A 17,125-nucleotide genomic window follows, 5' to 3' on the forward strand; every position below is an offset into this window, starting at 1 on the left:
GCTGATGCATTCAAGAATCGTGCTCAATGTAAATTGATGAATTCTGCCAAGCCTGGGTGTCTATGAGGTATATCGCCGTAACACTTCATGTTGCTATGTCTACCTTGTTGTTGTGGTTACTTTGCCCTCCTTTAAAGGCGGAGACTGTGACGTTGGTAGCGGATTCCTGGTGTCCCTACAATTGCGAACCGGGCTCTGATGCGCCAGGGTTTATGGTAGAAATTGCGCAGCGTGCATTCGCCGAGCATGGTGTCGAAGTTAATTACCGAATAATGCCCTGGCTGCGTGCGTTACATGCGGTACAAAAAGGTACTTTCGACGGCGTCATCGGTGCCTCCAAGGTCGAAGCACCAGGGTTTAAATTTCCTGCAATTGCGCAGGGGCAAATGCGTAACGGTTTTTGGGTTGAAAACTCCAGTAACTGGAGCTATTCGGGAATCTCGTCTTTGCGGGATCTGCGCTTAGGGGTTATTGGGGGTTATAGTTATGGCGAGCAAATTGAGGCATACATTCACGATCAGGTAAATGCATCAAGAGTCACCATATTATCTGGCGATGATCCCCTATTGCGTGGGGCGAGTATGTTGATACGCAAGCGCATAGATGCTCTTCTGGAGGATGAGTATGTTATGCGCCACTGGATTTCCGCTAACAACTTTCAAAACCGCTTTGTCCTTGCTGGCAGCGTCCAGAACACTGATATGTTCAGTGAAGTGTATATCGCGTTCTCTCCGGCTGGGGCCAGGTCGGATACCTATACACGCTGGATTACTGAGTATATGAATGAAGCTCGTCACACCGGCGAGCTGGCGGAGATTTTGCACAAATACGGTATCGATGACTGGGTTATAGATAGCTCGAACTAGGGATAGCTGAGCAGGGAGAAATGCAGGGCGTTAACTGTGAAGTGTGTTAAGACAGCGGCTGAGAATCGTCCGGTATAGTTGTAAACCAACCCATAAGTCAGTCCGGCTAAACTGAATAACAGTGCTGAGGCCACGTCCTTAGGGGCGTGGGCCAAAACAAAAACAGCGGCGCTGAATATAACGGCGAAAGGGCTTGAGCCGGTCATTTGCAACACAGATTTCTGCAGCCCTAGCCTGAAAAACGCCTCTTCGGCTATAACCGTTGCGCCTAAATTAATCGCCAAGAACCACCAAATCCCGTTTGGCCACTTGGGGTCCCATTGGTAATTAAATAGCCACCAGGCAGTTACAATAATGGCAGTGCTGCTGGCCAGGCTTAATGGCAGACATAGTTCCAGTCTTTTGGAGGAGCCCTGTTGCCAGAGCCAGGCCAATAATAGGTAGCCTGTTAGCACCTTGGCCAAGTTTAGATGCAGCTCAAACTTGAGTTCAGTAAAGTGGTGGATCAAAGGGTAGTGAAAGTTTTCGGGGCGATAAGTGGCGATAAAGAAACTTAAGCCCAGGCTGAAAAGCCAAAGCCCTGCGGCTGCAAGCCCAGTGAGGTGTTGCAAGCCATAAAGAGCGGGAGGCAACAAAGCCAGGCCGATTAAACAAACGGTGGGCAGCGCTCCGGCCGCCCAGCTGATGGTTGCAGCGAGTAAAATGACTCCACTCGTTGCCACCGAAAAACAAAGAGGCGTTGGCTGGGTAACAATCCTTGGCACAATGAAGATTCCTCGCAACACCTCTCGTTATTTGCCTGCTAGAGTTTTTCGTAGACTAGGTCCCAAACTCCGTGGCCTAATCGTTCACCACGCTTTTCAAACTTGGTAATCGGGCGGTAGTCGGGGCGAGGCGAGTAACTGCCGTCTGCCTGGGTGTTGCGATAACCTTCCGCCGCATCCATTACTTCTTTCATGTGTTCGGCGTAGTTTTCCCAGTCAGTGGCTAAGTGCAGCACGCCTCCCGGTGCAAGTTTACGGCGAATATTCTGCACAAAACCCGGTTGCACAATGCGGCGTTTATTGTGCTTTTTTTTATGCCACGGGTCGGGGAAGTAAATTTGCAAGCGGCTAACGCTGTTGTCGGCAATGCAATCTTCCAGTACATCTGTGGCGTCGGCCATATAGACCTTTAGGTTGCGAACCTCATCCTGAGCCGCGGTGTAAATTAAGCGGCCGACGCCGGGTGGGTGCACTTCAATACCCACAAAGTCCTTATCTGGCTCGTTTAGGGCCATTTCTCGTAATGAGTCGCCCATACCAAAGCCGATTTCCAAAACCAGTGGCGCTTTACGACCAAAGGTAATCTCCGGGTCGAGCGAACCATTGAATAAGCTTAAGCCATACTGGGGCCAGTGGGCTTCAAACGCTTTGCGCTGGCCTTCGGTCATGCGTCCGGCGCGAATCACAAAGCTGCGAATGGATTTTTTTTTGTACTCGGGGCGAAACTCTTCGTTCATGAGGTTACTTAATCAGTTTTACAGAGGCGATAAACAAGCAAAGCCAGCCCGTTAAAAAGCAGGCTCCGCCGATAGGGGTAATAGGGCCCAGCAGGCGAATACCGGTAAGGGCAAGCCCGTAAAGGCTGCCGCTAAACAGCACGGTACCCGCGACAAATAACCAGCCAGTGGTCGTCAGCCAGCTTGAGGGTTGATGCTTGATAAGCAGGCCCACAGCCAGTAAGGCCAGTGCGTGATACATCTGGTACTGGGTCGCGGTTTCAAAGGCGGCCAACAGGTTGGGAGCCAGCTTGCCTTTCAGCCCGTGAGCGGCAAAAGCGCCGAGCGCTACCGAGATAAAGCCGAAGGCGGCAGCGATGGTAATGAAAAGCTGTGGCATGAGTGGAACCGTTTAAGTCGCTGACACAAAAAAGCCGCGCGGTGCGCGGCCTTTTGACCTTTGCTGATTTTGCGGTTACGCCGCTTCCAGCATCATGGTTTTTACTTTTTTCATGGCGTTTTTTTCCAGCTGACGAATCCGTTCTGCGGATACACCATATTCGGCGGCCAGATCGTGCAAAGTCGCTTTGCTGTCGCTGAGCCAGCGGCGTTGCAAAATAGTGCGGCTGCGGTCATCCAGTTGCGCCATGGCAGCTTCTAAGCCGTTAACGCTGTTTTCTTCCCAGTCCGCTGCTTCTAGCTGGGCTGCTGGGTCCTGGCGCTTATCTTCCAGATAGTGCGCTGGTGCCACGTAGTTACTGTCGTCATCGTCGCCCTCGGGGGCGTCGAAAGCGGCATCGTAGGAGGACAGGCGTCCTTCCATTTCGCGGACATGTTTCACTTCAACGTTAAGGTCTTCGGCAACGGCTTTGGCTTCGTCGTTGGTAAGCCAGGCGAGGCGTTTTTTAGCGCCGCGCAGGTTAAAGAACAGTTTGCGTTGGGCCTTGGTGGTGGCCACTTTGACAATACGCCAGTTCTTTAAAATGTATTCGTGAATTTCGGCTTTGATCCAGTGCACGGCGAAAGAAACCAGGCGCACACCCTTTTCTGGGTTGAAGCGCTTTACGGCTTTCATCAGGCCGACATTACCTTCTTGAATCAAATCGCCCAGCGGCAGACCGTAGCCGTTGTAAGAGCGGGCGATATGAACAACGAAACGCAGATGCGCCATCACCAGTTTGCGTGCGGCGTCAAGGTTGTCGTTGTAGTAAAGGTCTTCAGCGAGTGACTGCTCTTCCTCCACGGAAAGGACGGAAAAACTGCTGACAGCCTGCACGTAGGCGTTTAGATTAGCGCCGGGTGCGATATTTCCTAATGGCTGTAGGCTTGTGCCCATAGTTGTCTACTCCCAAGTGGTACCTTGTTTTAGCCCTCACATATACCCAGAGGGCCGGTTAGTCTAGCACTACTGATTAGAGAGTTCCAATAACCTAAAGTTCATTTAAATGCTATATAAAACAGGCTCTTAACCCTTATTTACAGCATAAGCTCATTTATTGCGGCTCGATGGCGGATAAGTGTCTGCCAACCGCCAGCCAGGCACCGGCCAATCCTACCAATCCAGCCAGTAATACCAGCTGCGCGCTGGTGATAAAATCCAGCCCCTCAAGTTTAAAATCGCTTTGGTACAGGCTGGCTAATTGAGAAACCGGTGGTGACAGCCAGTACAATCCAGCGGCCAGTAATATCAGCGCAATCAGTCCTCCACCCAAGCCATACCAAAGGCCTGTGTATAAAAACGGGCGGCGCACATAGGCATTGGTGCCGCCCACCAGTTTGACCACAAGAATTTCGGCGCGGCGGCTTTCAATGGCGAGTCGTATGGTGTTGCCAATCACTAACAGTAAGCCCAGCACCAGCAAGAGCGCGAGGAAAAAGACCGTGCGGCCTGCGAGCAGCAGCAGTTGCTCCAAGCGCTGGACCCACATCATGTCCAGGCGAGCATCGTCGGTAAGCGGATGAGCTTGCAGGTCGGATAAAAGTGTCTCTAAGGCGGCCCCCTGGCTGGCAGTGGTTGCCGGTTGCACTAATAGCACCGGCGGCAAAGGGTTCTGCTCTAAATCGTCTAGTACATCCCCCAACCCTGAGTGTTGGCGAAATTCGCTCATGGCCTGCTCGGGGCTAACGTAAGTCAGCTCGGCGATGTCCTGACGCGAGGCGAGCTGTTGGCGCCACTCGGTGATCGACTGGGCGCTGGCATCGCGGCGCAAAAACACAGAAATCTGACTGGAGTCCTGCCATTGATAGCCCAGCGCCTGAATATTCTCCAGAGCTACATAAAGGGTTGCGGGTAAAGCCGTGGCAACCGCAATTACCAGCCAGGTTAGGACGCTTTGCAGCGGGCTGCGCAGCAGGCGCATCAAGCTCTCGATGGCGCATGTACTGTGGTGAGCCTGCCAGGCGCTGAGCTTGTCTTGCCACTGGGTTCTACTGTGTACGGCGCCCTGCGGACGGGACGTTGTTTTGGTGCGTGGCTTCACTGGCTCCCCCCGGGGGCGGCGCCAGAGGTGACTCGGCCGTTGGCCAGACTCAGCACGCGCTTGTTCATACGGCCGATTAAGTCGATGTCGTGGGTGGCAATAACCAGTGTGGTGCCCAGCTCGTTAAACTGGCGAAATAAGGTCATGATTTCCGCCGATAGTTCTGGGTCCAGGTTGCCCGTGGGCTCGTCGGCCAGCACCAGCGCGGGCTTGTTAACGACAGCGCGGGCGATGCCAACACGTTGTTGCTCGCCCCCGGATAAAGTAATGGGGTTTTGCCTTTCTTTGTGCAACAGGCCGACCTTGTCCAGTGCGGCGCGTACACGTCGACCTATGTCGCCTACCTGAAAGCCTGCGACTTGTAGCGGCAGTGCGACATTGTCGAATACGCTGCGATCAAAAAGCAGCTGATGGTTTTGAAACACCACGCCGATGTCACGGCGAAAGTGAGCAATCCCCGCGCCGCGAATGCGGTTGGTTTGGCGTCCGCCAACCAATACCTGCCCATGGCTGGGTCTTTCCATCAGCATAATCAGCTTCATCAGGGTGCTCTTTCCCGCGCCTGAGTGGCCGGTTAAAAACACCATTTCACCGCGGGCGATATGAAAATCGACCCGGCTTAAAGCTTCCTGCCCGGTGTCGTAGCGCTTGCTGACGTTTTCAAAACGAATCACTGGTTAAACAGTGCCTCGACAAAAGGTTGCGCGCTGAACGGTTGCAGGTCGTCGATACCTTCGCCTACACCGATAAAGCGCACCGGCAAACCGAATTGCTTGGTGAGGGCAAAAATAACGCCGCCTTTGGCGGTGCCGTCGAGTTTGGTGAGGGCGATGCCCGACACTTGGGCCGCTTCAATAAAGTGTTTGGCTTGGCTGACCGCATTTTGCCCTGTGCCCGCATCCAGTACCAGCAGGGTTTCGTGCGGCGCGCTGTCGTCCAGCTTGCCCATCACTCGGCGAACCTTGGCGAGCTCTTCCATTAGGTGGTCTTTATTGTGCAGGCGACCGGCGGTGTCGGCGATTAGAACGTCAATGTTTCGAGCTTTGGCCGCTTGCACGGCATCGTAAATGACCGAAGCACTGTCGGCACCGGTGTGCTGGGCAATAACAGGAATACTATTGCGCTCGCCCCACACCTGTAGTTGTTCCACGGCGGCGGCGCGGAAGGTATCACCTGCGGCGAGCATCACCGATTTGCCCTCGTTTTGCAGTCGCTTGGCAAGTTTGCCGATGGTGGTGGTTTTACCCACGCCGTTTACGCCGACCACCAAAATTACGTAAGGCTGGTGACTGGTGTCGATTGCCAGAGGTTGTTCGGCCGGTTCGAGTAAGTCACGCAGGGATGCCTTGAGCGCGCTGAACAGTGCCTCGGGGTTGGCCAATTGCTTGCGCGCTACCCGGTCGGTTAAGTCTTCGATGATTTGTTCGGTGGCTTCCATGCCCACATCGGCAACCAGCAGCTGAGACTCAATATCCTCCAGAAGCTCGTCATCAATCTCTTTTTTACCCAAAAAGAGATTGCCGATACCTTCAGAAAAATTGTTGCTGGTGCGTGACAGGCCGCGTTTGATACGACTGAAAAAGCCTTCTTTTTTCACCGGTGCCTCGGGCTCAGGTGTAGCGAGGTCGGTGTTTTCGTCGGTACCCGACTCGGCAGCAGGCTCCGGGTCCGCAACAGCGGGCTCGGTGGGCTGCTCGGCCAATGCCTCAGCCTCAGACTTTACCTCTGATTCTGCGGGCTCGGCTAACGGTTCCGCCTCGGCGGCATTCTCAGGTGTTTGCGGCTCGCTCTGAGCGACTTTCTCCTGAGAGTTGGTATTTTTTCTAAAGCGCTTAAAAAACATGGCGGGAGTGCTAACCCTTATCGCTGATCAACAAAGGCGCTATCCTACCACTTCTCAGGACGGTGGAGAGAAACTGGTGGCTAATTCCCGTAACAGAGCGCAAAAAAATCAAACCCAAACACTGCGGATCATTGGTGGCCGGCATCGCGGTCGCAAATTAGCCTTTGCCTCTGTAGAGGGGTTACGGCCCACGGGTGACCGTATTCGCGAGACGCTGTTCAATTGGTTGGCCCCTCACCTGCCGGGCGCGCGCTGCCTGGATTTGTTTGCCGGGTCTGGCGCTTTGGGGTTTGAGGCTATTTCCCGCGGGGCAGGGCATGTGTTGCTGTGCGAGCGCAACAATCGGGCAGTGGCGTGTATATCCGACAGTTTGAGCATATTAAAAGAAAGTGTGGGGCGCTTGCACCAGGGGGACGCTGTGGAGTTGCTTGAGCAAACAGTGGAAGAGCCTTTTGATGTGGTGTTTCTCGATCCACCCTTTGCGGCTGATTTGTGGCAAGTGTGCATTGATCGGTTGACACCCTGGCTGGCGAAGGAGGCCATGGTCTATATTGAGTCGGGTACAGATTGTCCGTATCAAGTGCCATCTCACTGGCATTTGCATCGGGATAAGCGCGCAGGCAATGTGCGCTATTGTCTTTACCGAGTGGAAACGCCAGAGCGAATTTTGTAGTATCCGCCCCACAAACCGTCAGCAGAGAATAAAATTATGCGCAAGGTCGTGTATCCAGGCACATTTGACCCCATTACCAACGGCCACAAGGATCTGGTGGAGCGCGCCTGTCGGCTCTTTGATCACGTTATTGTTGCCGTCGCGGCCAGCACAAGAAAGCAACCCCTATTTGATTTAAACGCCCGGGTTGATTTGGTTAAAAAAACCTTGTCCCATTTGGATAACGTTGAGGTATGCGGCTTTGACAACTTGCTGGTGGAGTTTGTCCACGATCGCGGTGCCCATGGTGTGCTGCGGGGCTTGCGTGCCGTGTCGGATTTTGAATACGAATTTCAGTTAGCGAATATGAATCGCGCCCTAGACCCGCGCATGGAAAGCCTGTTTCTCACCCCTGCTGAGCATTTATCGTATATCTCCTCTTCGATTGTGCGTGAAATTGCCGCATTGGGCGGCGATGTGAGCAAATTTGTTACGCCGGAAGTGGAGCGAGCCTTGAAGTCTAAGTTTACTTAGTCATTTGCAGGGAGTGTGATTCGACGAAAGTCGCGGTACGCTTCGAGCTGAGCATCATAGTACTGCTCAAACAGGGTTTTTAAGCTGCCATCCTGAGTCGCCTTTTCTAAGCCGTACTCTAAACGTTGAGCTAACCTTGTCTGGTCCGGGCTTAACTGTAAATAAACGGGTAATGGGTACTCCAGTAGGAGGTCTTCTACAATTGCCAATTGCTGGCTCATGCCTGACGCTTCAAGGGCTGCGTCAGCTTCCAGCATTCCTAAAGGTAAATAATCATAGCGCTCATGCGCCAGCATGGTAAAAAGTTGTTGCGGGTCTGTACCTGTAGTGAACGGGAGCTGGTTTTGGGCAAAAATCTGAGTGTCTATCCAATCAAAACCCAGGCCTGCGGAGTATTTCGCCAGCTCAGCTCTGGAATTAAGGTTGTTAAATTCAGAAACTCTTTCACGTTTAACAATGAGTAGACGTTTGCCCAGGGTGCCGTACAGAAGTGGCACAGGAACAATTAATAGGGGCGGGCTGGCGCTTTCTTTAAAGTAAATCTGCTCGGGGGCGGAGATAGTATTGATGGTGCGGCCAGTCAGTAAGCTGCGAAGAATGCGGGTACGGCTATAACTGGTGCGGTCGACGTCGAATAAATAATCGCCATAACGGTCGCGGCTTTTTTCCAGTGCGAGCTTTATCGCCGCTGTTTCGTGTTCAATTCGCTTTTTGGTCATAGTGCCGGTGGAAAAAACCAGATGATCTGGCAGTGGCTGCGAGTGGCATGGCAATGAAACCAATAAGGTGCAGCAGATGGCGATAATCCAGAATTGGTATAAGGGCTGGGTGCTCTTTGAGGTGTCTGCCGCCATTGCTCAAGGTCTTGTCATTGTCATAGCGTAAAGTCTACCTGAAGGCCTAATAGATGGCGATAAAAGCCAGGGCGTGTGGCAGAGCTTACTCAAGGAATATTGTCTTGAAACCGGTTACAGTCTCGGGCATTATTTCGGCGGCCGAATTTCAGCAATTTCTTTCAGTAGAATTAAGGACATTCCATGAGTATTTCTTTATCCAGCCAAACCCAACACCTGGCCGCATGGTTTGTTGATAAGGCCTTACCTTTATGGCGCCAGCGAAGTATCGATACCGAGCACGGCAACAGTTGCGAGCGGCTTTTGGCATCGGGCGAGGTGGATGATCAGGCTAATATTCGTGTGCGGGTGCAGGCTCGACAATCCTTCTTTTTTACCGCTGCGCAAGATTTGGGCTGGTGCGCTGATGGCGCGGCGGTGGGTAAAAGAATGTTGGACTTTGTCGAAGCTAAAGCGGCACACCCGAGCGCTGAAGCGGGTTTTACGCATTTACTGAGCCCCGAGCTTGCCGTTATTGATACTCGACAAGATCTTTACGACCATGCGTTTTTCCTGTTGGCGTACGCCTGGCAATACCGGGTAAATGGTGATAGCAGTGCACTGGTAAAAGCCGAGACACTGGTGGCGCATTTTGAAAAACACTTTGCTGGTATTAATGGCGGCTGGGTGGAAGGCGACTATGACTACAAGTGGCGGCGCCAAAACCCGCACATGCATTTGTTTGAAGCGTTTATGGCGCTGTTTGAGGCCAGTGGTGATAAACAGTGGTTGGCCCGTGCAGAGCAAATGTATAGTTTGTTCCAAAAATACTTTTTTTGCGCAAAGCGCGGTGTTCTGTTTGAGTTTTTCAGCGATGATTGGAGTCTCGCCCCGGGTGATGACGGCCAGGTGGTAGAGCCTGGCCACATGATGGAGTGGGTGTGGTTGCTGGATTGGTACTCACGCTTGAGCGGTGAAGATGTCAGTCAGTACCTGTCGACGCTGTATAGTCGTGGTCTTGAACTGGGTTTAAAACCCGATTCTGGTTTACTGTTCGACTCGGTTACCCCCGAAGGCAAAGTGCTGCAGCACACCAAGCGCTGCTGGGGGCTGACGGAGCTTATTAAAGCTTCGCTGGTGATGGCAGAGAGGGGAGATGCGCAAGCGGAGCTGCGGGCTGCCGAATCCGTTAAGCATTTGTTCGACTACTATCTGTGCGGCTCAACGCCCGGTAGCTATATTGATCAGCGTGGCAAACAAGACGAGGTGGTTGCGGATACGGCCCCTGCCAGCACTCTTTACCATCTGCTGGCGATGATGCAGGAATTGTTACGCTATCAGAAAGAAAAAGTATGAGGGGAAGCCTGAGTGCAGTTATAACTGCACTCAGGCAAATGGTGTTTTACGTTGTTTTTTTCGAGGGCACAGTGGTGCTCTTGCGAATCACAAACTCGGCCGGCAATACATTTTCTTCCTGGGCCAACTCCTGGCCCTCAATCAATCGCAGCAGCATATCCATGGCCAGCTTGCCCATTTCTTCGGCGGGCTGGGTGACGGTGGTCAGGCTTGGGTCGCTGTAGCGGGCGTAGCTGATGTCATCAAAGCCGGTAACAGAAATATCTTCCGGCACTTTTAACCCCTGGCTTTTAAACGTTTGAATGGCGCCAATGGCCATTTCATCGTTCATGCAAAATACGGCAGTAGGGCGCTCGGTCATAGTGCAAAATTGCTTGGCGCTGTTGAGGCCAGACCAGGTAGTGAAGTCACCCTCGGCAATCAAGGTTTTGTCGAATTCAATATTGGCCGCTTGCAGCGCTTCTTTGTAGCCTTCAAGGCGGTCAATGGTGTGGGGGTTGGTGCTAAGGCCGGATATGACGCCAATGCGCTTGTGCCCAAGGGATATTAAATACTCAACCACTGAGCGCGCCGCGCCGCGGTTATCGATGCGCACCCGCGGGCCGGTGGTCGATTCGCAACCGCACACATTCACAAATGAGACATCACTGGGAATTTGGCTCTGCTTACCGGGCTCGTCGGGGCGAAGCTGTATCACACCGTCAGCAAGGCGGGTCTCCACCCGGCGAATGTACTCTTTCTCGCGCTCCGGTAAGCCTCGAGTATCCCCCAGCAAAACCGCATAGCCTTTTTGTTGCGCGCGATCTTCAATGGAGCGAATCACCTCGGAGAAAAACGGGTTGGTGATGTCGGGTACCAAGACCACCACAGCATAGCTTTTCGCTGAGCGAAAGCTGCGTGCCAGCATGTTGGGTCGGTAGCCGACCTTTTCGATGGCGCTGTGAACTTTGCTCAGGCTGGTTTGCGACACTTTTTCGGGGTCGCTCAGGGCGCGTGACACTGTGGCGACGGATACGCCTGCCTCGCGGGCTACATCTCGGATATTGGACACTCGCTTTGCCTTTTACTGTTTTATGCAAACGGGGATACTAGCACAGCGTCAGGGCGCCGATAAGTAGTGTAAAGTGCTGGATATCCGATGTGTAATCGGTTACATTGCGCCGCGTTAGTATAGATAGAGCGATGAGATTGCCCTCGGGGAATTCCCAGCGGGCGTTGCTTCTGGCATTATTCTGCCTAGGGGCGCGGCTGATACCGGTTGCAGTAGAGTCTGATAGCAGGCTCTGGTCGGCCCGGGCACTCGAATCCAGCTCGAGTTCGTATAATAACGTTGGACTACAGCATGCAATTAGCTTTTATCGACGTAGCGGTCATCGTCTGCTACATCCTGGCCACAATCGTAATCGGTTTCTGGATTTCGGCCAAAGCCAGTAAAAATATCCGCAGCTACTTTCTCGGTGGCAACAAGCTTAAGTGGTATACCCTCGGTCTTTCGAATGCTTCGGGGATGTTCGACATCTCGGGCACCATGTGGATGGTGTATCTGCTGTTCGTTTACGGGCTTACCAGTGTATACATCCCCTGGCTGTGGCCCGTGTTTAACCAGATATTCATGATGGTGTTTTTGTCTGTGTGGTTGCGTCGCTCTGGCGTACTCACGGGGGCAGAGTGGATTACCTTCCGTTTTGGCGATGGTCTGGGCGCGCGTCTGTCCCATCTTATTGTGGTGCTGTTCGCGCTGGTTAACGTGGTGGGCTTTTTGGCCTACGGGTTTATCGGCATCGGTAAATTTGCCTCGGTGTTTCTGCCCTGGGAATTATCGCCAGACCCAACCACTAACGATATTTACTACGGCTTGATTATTACGGCGTTAACCACGGTGTATGTGGTGAAAGGCGGTATGTTCAGCGTGGTGTTCACCGAGGTGCTGCAGTTTTTTATTATGACCTTTGCCTGTGTGGCGGTGGGTATTATTGCCATGCAGCAGGTGTCGCCCGATATGCTGGCGGCGGTGGTTCCAGATAACTGGGCGAGCATTGGGTTTGGCTGGAATCTGGATATGGACTGGTCCGGTATTCTGCAGTCCGCGAACGAAAAAATCGTCGCCGATGGCTACGAGCCCTTTACCATCTTTTTTATGCTAATGCTGACCTCGGGCATTCTTAAAAGCCTGATGGGGCCGCCGCCTAACTATGATATGCAGCGTGTTCTATCGGCCCGCAGCCCCACTGAAGCCGCAAAAATGAGTGGCTTTGTGAACGTGGTGTTGCTGTTCCCGCGCTATATGCTGATTGCCGGTTTGACTATTCTGGCGCTGGTTTACTTTATGGATGACTTGCGTGCCATGGGGCCGGATGTGGACTTCGAGCAAATCTTGCCGTTCGCTATGCGCGAATTCGTACCGCCCGGTTTGTTAGGTTTGCTGATCGCCGGCTTGCTGGCGGCGTTTATGTCCACTTTTGCCGCCACCACTAATGCCGCACCTGCCTATGTGGTTAACGATATTTACAAGCGCTATTTCAAGCCCGAAGGCGACGACAAAAACTATGTGATTGCCAGCTACATAGTGTCCGTACTGTTTGTGGTTTTGGGTGTATTGATCGGTCTGTTTGTGCCGTCATTAAACTCCATCATTATGTGGATTGTGAGTGCCTTCTACGGCGCCTATACCGCTTCTAATGTGCTCAAGTGGTTCTGGTGGCGCTTTAATGGTGTGGGCTATTTTTGCGGTATGGCCGCCGGGGTGGTGATCTTGCTGATTATCCAAGTGCTGCAATGGATGCTGGACGTCACCTTTATGCAGGTTTACGCCTTCCCGTTTATTTTCGGCGGCTGTTTGATTGCCTGTGTGATTGGCTCTTTGCTTTCCAAGCCCGACGACATGGAAGTGTTGAAAGCCTTCTATATTAAAGTTCGGCCCTGGGGCTTCTGGGGCCCGGTTTATGAGGCGGCCAAACAGGAGCACCCAGAGTTGGAACGCAACCGTCACTGCGCGCGCGACTGGGGCAATATCGCCGTGGGTATTGTGTGGCAGACGTCTATGACGGCTTCGGCGATTTTTATGGTTATCCAACACTGGCAAGAGTTTGTAATTTCGCTGTTGGTTGTTGCCGCCAGCAGTATGTACTTGTGGAAGTTCTGGTGGTGTACCTTGGAAGATCATCCAAAGGACACCCCAGCGCAATATCTGCCCCGCGCTTAGCGCCGGGCAAGCCCCTTCATTGGGGTTTTTTATAATGTAATCTGTAACCGGTTTCTGAATGCGCCACCGGTGGCAGTTAAACGACTGAACAATAGAACTTGCAGGACAAACAACATGAGTGACTTTAAAACACGCGCCAAGGAATTGTTACAAAACCATGAGGCCCTTATCGCCCGCCCTAACCGCGAAGTGACACCGGGCAATGGTATTTACTCGCGTTGGGAGAACCCCATTCTCACCGCCGAACACGCTCCCATTACTTGGCGCTACGATTTAAACGAAGCCACAAACCCGTACCTGATGGAGCGTCAGGGCGTTAATGCCGCGTTTAATTCCGGCGCGCTCTATTGGAACGGCAAGTACATTTTGGCTGTGCGGGTTGAAGGCAATGACCGTAAAAGCTTCTTCGCTATCGCTGAAAGCCCTAACGGGGTCGACAACTTCAAGTTTTGGGATTACCCCATCACTCTCCCGGAAACCGATCGTCCGGACACCAATGTGTACGATATGCGCTTAACCCAGCACGAAGACGGTTACATCTACGGTTTGTTCTGCACCGAGCGCAAAGACGAAACTCAGCCTAACGATCTGTCGGCCGCTGAAGCTCAGTGCGGCATCGCTCGTACCAAAGACTTGGTCAACTGGGAGCGCCTGCCCGATTTAATTACCTACTCAGGCCAGCAGCGCAATGTGGTACTGCACCCCGAGTTTGTGGATGGTAAATACGCCCTCTACACCCGCCCGCAAGATGGCTTTATCAGCGTCGGTTCTGGTGGGGGCATTGGCTGGGGTTTGAGCGAGTCCATGGAAAACGCTGAAATCAAAGACGAAGTGATTGTCGATGGTAAGGAATACCACACCATCAAAGAGGTGAAAAACGGTCAGGGCCCTGCGCCCATCAAAACAGACAAGGGCTGGCTGCATCTGGCGCACGGTGTGCGCAACACCGCCGCCGGTTTGCGCTATGTGTTGTATGTGTTTATGACCGACTTAAACAAGCCTTGGGTCGTTACCCATCGCCCAGGTGGTCACTTTATCGCCCCGCAAGGCAGTGAGCGAGTAGGTGATGTATCCAACGTTGCATTTGCCAACGGCTGGATCGTGAACGAAAACAACGACGTATTTATTTACTACGCCTCGTCCGACACCCGCATGCATGTGGCTACCTCAACCGTTGATAAGCTGGTGGATTATTGCACCAACACCCCAGAAGACGGTTTGCGCTCTGCTGCGTCAGTGCAAACTCGCAACGCGCTGATCAAAGGCAACCTGGACATTCTGGATTCGCTGAAATGAGTTTACCCGCTATGCAAGAAGCTGCGTTAAGCAAAGCGCAAATCGCCACCGAGTGCCGCGCCGAGCTGGCGCGCACTGGTCGCTGGTGGTTGGATTATTCAATCGATAACGAGCGCGGCGGTTTTTACGGCCAAATTTGCGATGACAATAAGCCTGACGTGAACGCGGAAAAAGGCATAGTGCTTAACACGCGTATTTTGTGGTTCTTCAGTGAGGCGGCGCGTTTTACCGGCGATGCACAGTACCGTCAGGCGGCGGAGCGTGCTCGCCAATACTTGCGCGATTATTTTCACGATGCCGAATTTGGTGGTTATTACTGGTCACTCAATGCAGACGGCTCGGTCGCCAACGACAAAAAGCAAGTGTACGCCCAGGCGTTTGCCGTTTATGCACTGGTAGCCTATTACCAGTTAACCGGCGAACAGCAGGCCTATGACGAAGCCATGGCCTGTTTTGAGTTGATCGAAACGCACTGTGTGGATCGTGAGCAAGAAGGTTATTTTGAGGCCTATACACGTGAATGGGGCAAGATGGATGACGTACGCCTGAGCGAAAAAGACCTTAACTTTCCCAAAACCATGAATACCCACTTGCATGTGCTCGAGGCTTACACCTCGCTGTACCAGGTGTGTAAAGAAAAGCGGGTAGAGCAGGCGCTGGCTTACAACATTGATTTGTTTGACCGTTACATGATTGATCGCGGCAACTACCACCTGCGCATGTTTATGCAGGAAGACTGGCAGGATTGCTCCACCGAGCTGACCTACGGCCACGATATCGAATGCGCTTGGTTACTGTATAAAGCGTTGCACTCGCTGGATGATAAGACCCTCACCGATAAACTGGTGCCGGATATTATTCAGTTGGCGCAAACCTGCCGCCACGAAGCTTTGGGTGAGCTTGGGGAGGTGCTGGACAGTATGGAAAAAGTCAGCGGTAAAGTTCACTCGCAGCGCGTTTGGTGGGTACAGGCAGAAGCCTTGGTGGGCTTCTTGTTCGCCTGGAAACTCAGTGGCGATCAAGAGCTGTTCTCCACCGCCGCTAATGTTTGGCGTTTTATTAAGGATTACCAAATTGACAGCGAGCGCGGAGAATGGCGCTGGCATTGTCGGCTGGATGAGCCCGACGGTGCGCGCGATTACAAAGCGGGTTTCTGGAAAGGTCCCTATCACAACGGTCGCGCCATGATTGAAGTGGCAAAGTTACTGAGTGAGTAAAACAATTTTCTTAATCCATAATAAGTAGAGACAACCTATGATAAAAATGCCCTTTATCGTTGTCGCGCTGGTGTGCCTGTTGGCCGCCTGCGCAGGCCCGCAAAGTGATGCCAAACGCGATGAGTTTGTGCGCGTAGACGGCTCACAATTTGTTTTGGATGGAAAATCCTACCGTTACGCCGGTGCCAATATGTGGTACGGCGCTTACCTGGGGGCGCCCGGTGAGTTGGGGGATCGCGCGCGCTTAATTAAAGAGTTGGATTTGCTGCAGGCCAAGGGTATCAATAATCTTCGTGTGCTGGCCGCGTCGGAAGAGAGCGAGCTGATGCGCGCGGTGCGTCCCGCGATTGTGAAAAACAAAACCGGCGATCTCAACCAGGCGCTGTTAGAAGGCATGGACTTTCTGTTGGCGGAAATGGCCAAACGCGATATGAAGGCGGTGCTTTACCTGAATAATTTCTGGCAGTGGTCCGGCGGCATGTCACAGTATGTGGCATGGTTTACCGGCGAGCCAGTGCTTGACCCGGATGTGACCGGTAAATGGAACCCTTTTATGCAGAACTCGGCGCGCTTTTATCACATGCCCGAGGCGCAGGCATTGTATCGCGATGTGATTAAAAAGGTTGTCACTCGCACCAACACCATCACCGGTGTTGCTTACAACCAGGATCCAACCATTATGTCCTGGCAGTTGGCCAACGAGCCGCGCCCGGGCAGTGATGCCGACGGTCGCCCGTTTTATTCACATTTTGAAAAGTGGATTGACGAAACCGCCGGTTACATTAAATCGTTAGCACCACAACAGCTGGTGAGTACCGGTAACGAAGGTGCTATGGGTACGCTGCAAGATGCCGAGCTGTTCGAAAAATCCCACGCCAGTGACAATGTCGACTACCTGACTTTTCACATGTGGATTAAAAACTGGAGCTGGTTTGATGCGCAAAACGCCGAGGCGTCTTACCCCAGCGCCTGGGAAACCGCACAAGATTACATGCAGCAGCACATGGCTATTGCTGAACGTCTGAACAAACCCATTGTACTGGAAGAGTTTGGCGTAGAGCGCGATAACGGCGTGTTTGCTCGCAACACCAGCACCGAGTACCGCGATCGCTTTTACGCTCAGGTATTCGATTTTATTGAACTGAATGCCCGTGAAGGCGGCCCTTTTGCCGGCTCTAATTTCTGGGCCTGGGGTGGCTTTGGTGAAACCGACCGTGAAGATTATATGTGGCAGCCAGGGGACGACTTTTTTGGCGATCCGCCGCAAGAGGCGCAGGGCTTAAATTCGGTTTTCTCCAACGACGAATCGACTCTGCGCATTATTAAAGACCATGCCCAGGCACTGCAAGCAATAGAATAATGAACA

17 protein-coding genes are annotated in these 17,125 nt (G+C 52.8%); 8 read left to right on the top strand and 9 right to left on the bottom strand.

Annotated elements, in window-relative coordinates; all coding sequences use genetic code 11:
- The first annotated feature begins 146 nt into the window (after positions 1-146).
- Entirely contained in the window at positions 147-866 is a 720-nt protein-coding gene (locus D568_RS18825) for a substrate-binding periplasmic protein (RefSeq protein ID WP_020207737.1), read from the top strand.
- On the opposite strand, the gene D568_RS20830 is transcribed toward D568_RS18825, so the two are convergent.
- The 7 genes from D568_RS20830 to ftsY form a co-directional block, all read right to left on the bottom strand.
- Positions 863-1,630 (bottom strand): CPBP family intramembrane glutamic endopeptidase, encoded by a 768-nt coding sequence (locus D568_RS20830; RefSeq protein WP_169334777.1) that lies wholly within the window; start codon positions 1,628-1,630, stop codon positions 863-865. The genes D568_RS18825 and D568_RS20830 overlap by 4 nt on opposite strands.
- Before the next feature lie 38 nt (positions 1,631-1,668).
- A complete protein-coding gene (trmB, locus tag D568_RS0101250; protein ID WP_020207739.1) occupies positions 1,669-2,367 on the bottom strand; it encodes a tRNA (guanosine(46)-N7)-methyltransferase TrmB in 699 nt (232 codons plus the stop codon).
- A 4-nt stretch (positions 2,368-2,371) separates the two neighbouring features.
- On the bottom strand, positions 2,372-2,746 hold the full coding sequence (locus D568_RS0101255; RefSeq protein ID WP_020207740.1) for a DUF423 domain-containing protein: 375 nt from the start codon (positions 2,744-2,746) through the stop codon (positions 2,372-2,374).
- Positions 2,747-2,821: 75 nt separating this feature from the next.
- Positions 2,822-3,682 carry an RNA polymerase sigma factor RpoH gene (gene rpoH / locus D568_RS0101260; RefSeq protein WP_020207741.1) on the bottom strand — a complete coding sequence of 287 codons (861 nt, stop codon included), beginning with the start codon at positions 3,680-3,682 and terminating at the stop codon, positions 2,822-2,824.
- Between the two features lie 157 nt (positions 3,683-3,839).
- Positions 3,840-4,826 (bottom strand): permease-like cell division protein FtsX, encoded by a 987-nt coding sequence (gene ftsX, locus D568_RS0101265; protein ID WP_020207742.1) that lies wholly within the window; start codon positions 4,824-4,826, stop codon positions 3,840-3,842.
- Positions 4,823-5,500 carry a cell division ATP-binding protein FtsE gene (ftsE, locus tag D568_RS0101270; protein WP_020207743.1) on the bottom strand — a complete coding sequence of 226 codons (678 nt, stop codon included), beginning with the start codon at positions 5,498-5,500 and terminating at the stop codon, positions 4,823-4,825. Before ftsE ends, ftsX begins: the two co-directional genes overlap by 4 nt.
- Entirely contained in the window at positions 5,497-6,669 is a 1,173-nt protein-coding gene (gene ftsY, locus D568_RS0101275; protein WP_020207744.1) for a signal recognition particle-docking protein FtsY, read from the bottom strand. The genes ftsE and ftsY overlap by 4 nt, the downstream gene beginning before the upstream one ends.
- On the opposite strand from ftsY, the gene rsmD reads away from it, so the two are divergent.
- Positions 6,668-7,342 carry a 16S rRNA (guanine(966)-N(2))-methyltransferase RsmD gene (gene rsmD / locus D568_RS0101280; RefSeq protein WP_020207745.1) on the top strand — a complete coding sequence of 225 codons (675 nt, stop codon included), beginning with the start codon at positions 6,668-6,670 and terminating at the stop codon, positions 7,340-7,342. The two genes, ftsY and rsmD, sit on opposite strands and share 2 nt — an antisense overlap.
- 36 nt (positions 7,343-7,378) lie before the next feature.
- A complete protein-coding gene (gene coaD / locus D568_RS0101285) occupies positions 7,379-7,855 on the top strand; it encodes a pantetheine-phosphate adenylyltransferase (RefSeq protein WP_020207746.1) in 477 nt (158 codons plus the stop codon).
- On the opposite strand, the gene D568_RS0101290 is transcribed toward coaD, so the two are convergent.
- The gene (locus D568_RS0101290; protein ID WP_020207747.1) at positions 7,852-8,709 is read right to left on the bottom strand and encodes a type 2 periplasmic-binding domain-containing protein; all 858 of its coding nucleotides are present in this window, start codon (positions 8,707-8,709) and stop codon (positions 7,852-7,854) included. The two genes, coaD and D568_RS0101290, sit on opposite strands and share 4 nt — an antisense overlap.
- Before the next feature lie 183 nt (positions 8,710-8,892).
- Here D568_RS0101290 and D568_RS0101295 point away from each other — a divergent pair, with 183 nt between their 5' ends.
- Positions 8,893-10,044 (top strand): AGE family epimerase/isomerase, encoded by a 1,152-nt coding sequence (locus tag D568_RS0101295; protein WP_020207748.1) that lies wholly within the window; start codon positions 8,893-8,895, stop codon positions 10,042-10,044.
- 46 nt (positions 10,045-10,090) lie between these two features.
- On the opposite strand, the gene D568_RS0101300 is transcribed toward D568_RS0101295, so the two are convergent.
- On the bottom strand, positions 10,091-11,095 hold the full coding sequence (locus tag D568_RS0101300) for a LacI family DNA-binding transcriptional regulator (RefSeq protein ID WP_020207749.1): 1,005 nt from the start codon (positions 11,093-11,095) through the stop codon (positions 10,091-10,093).
- A 291-nt stretch (positions 11,096-11,386) separates the two neighbouring features.
- On the opposite strand from D568_RS0101300, the gene D568_RS0101305 reads away from it, so the two are divergent.
- The 4 genes from D568_RS0101305 to D568_RS0101320 all read left to right on the top strand — a co-directional run bounded on the left by D568_RS0101305 (position 11,387) and on the right by D568_RS0101320 (position 17,119).
- Positions 11,387-13,246 carry a sodium:solute symporter family protein gene (locus D568_RS0101305; RefSeq protein ID WP_020207750.1) on the top strand — a complete coding sequence of 620 codons (1,860 nt, stop codon included), beginning with the start codon at positions 11,387-11,389 and terminating at the stop codon, positions 13,244-13,246.
- Between the two features lie 114 nt (positions 13,247-13,360).
- Positions 13,361-14,542 carry a 4-O-beta-d-mannosyl-d-glucose phosphorylase Mgp130 gene (mgp130, locus tag D568_RS0101310; protein ID WP_020207751.1) on the top strand — a complete coding sequence of 394 codons (1,182 nt, stop codon included), beginning with the start codon at positions 13,361-13,363 and terminating at the stop codon, positions 14,540-14,542.
- Entirely contained in the window at positions 14,539-15,759 is a 1,221-nt protein-coding gene (locus D568_RS0101315; RefSeq protein ID WP_020207752.1) for an AGE family epimerase/isomerase, read from the top strand. Before mgp130 ends, D568_RS0101315 begins: the two co-directional genes overlap by 4 nt.
- 37 nt (positions 15,760-15,796) lie before the next feature.
- On the top strand, positions 15,797-17,119 hold the full coding sequence (locus D568_RS0101320; protein ID WP_020207753.1) for a glycoside hydrolase 5 family protein: 1,323 nt from the start codon (positions 15,797-15,799) through the stop codon (positions 17,117-17,119).
- The last annotated feature ends 6 nt before the right edge of the window (positions 17,120-17,125 follow it).

Source organism: Gilvimarinus chinensis DSM 19667, from assembly GCF_000377745.1.
Lineage (GTDB): Bacteria > Pseudomonadota > Gammaproteobacteria > Pseudomonadales > Cellvibrionaceae > Gilvimarinus > Gilvimarinus chinensis.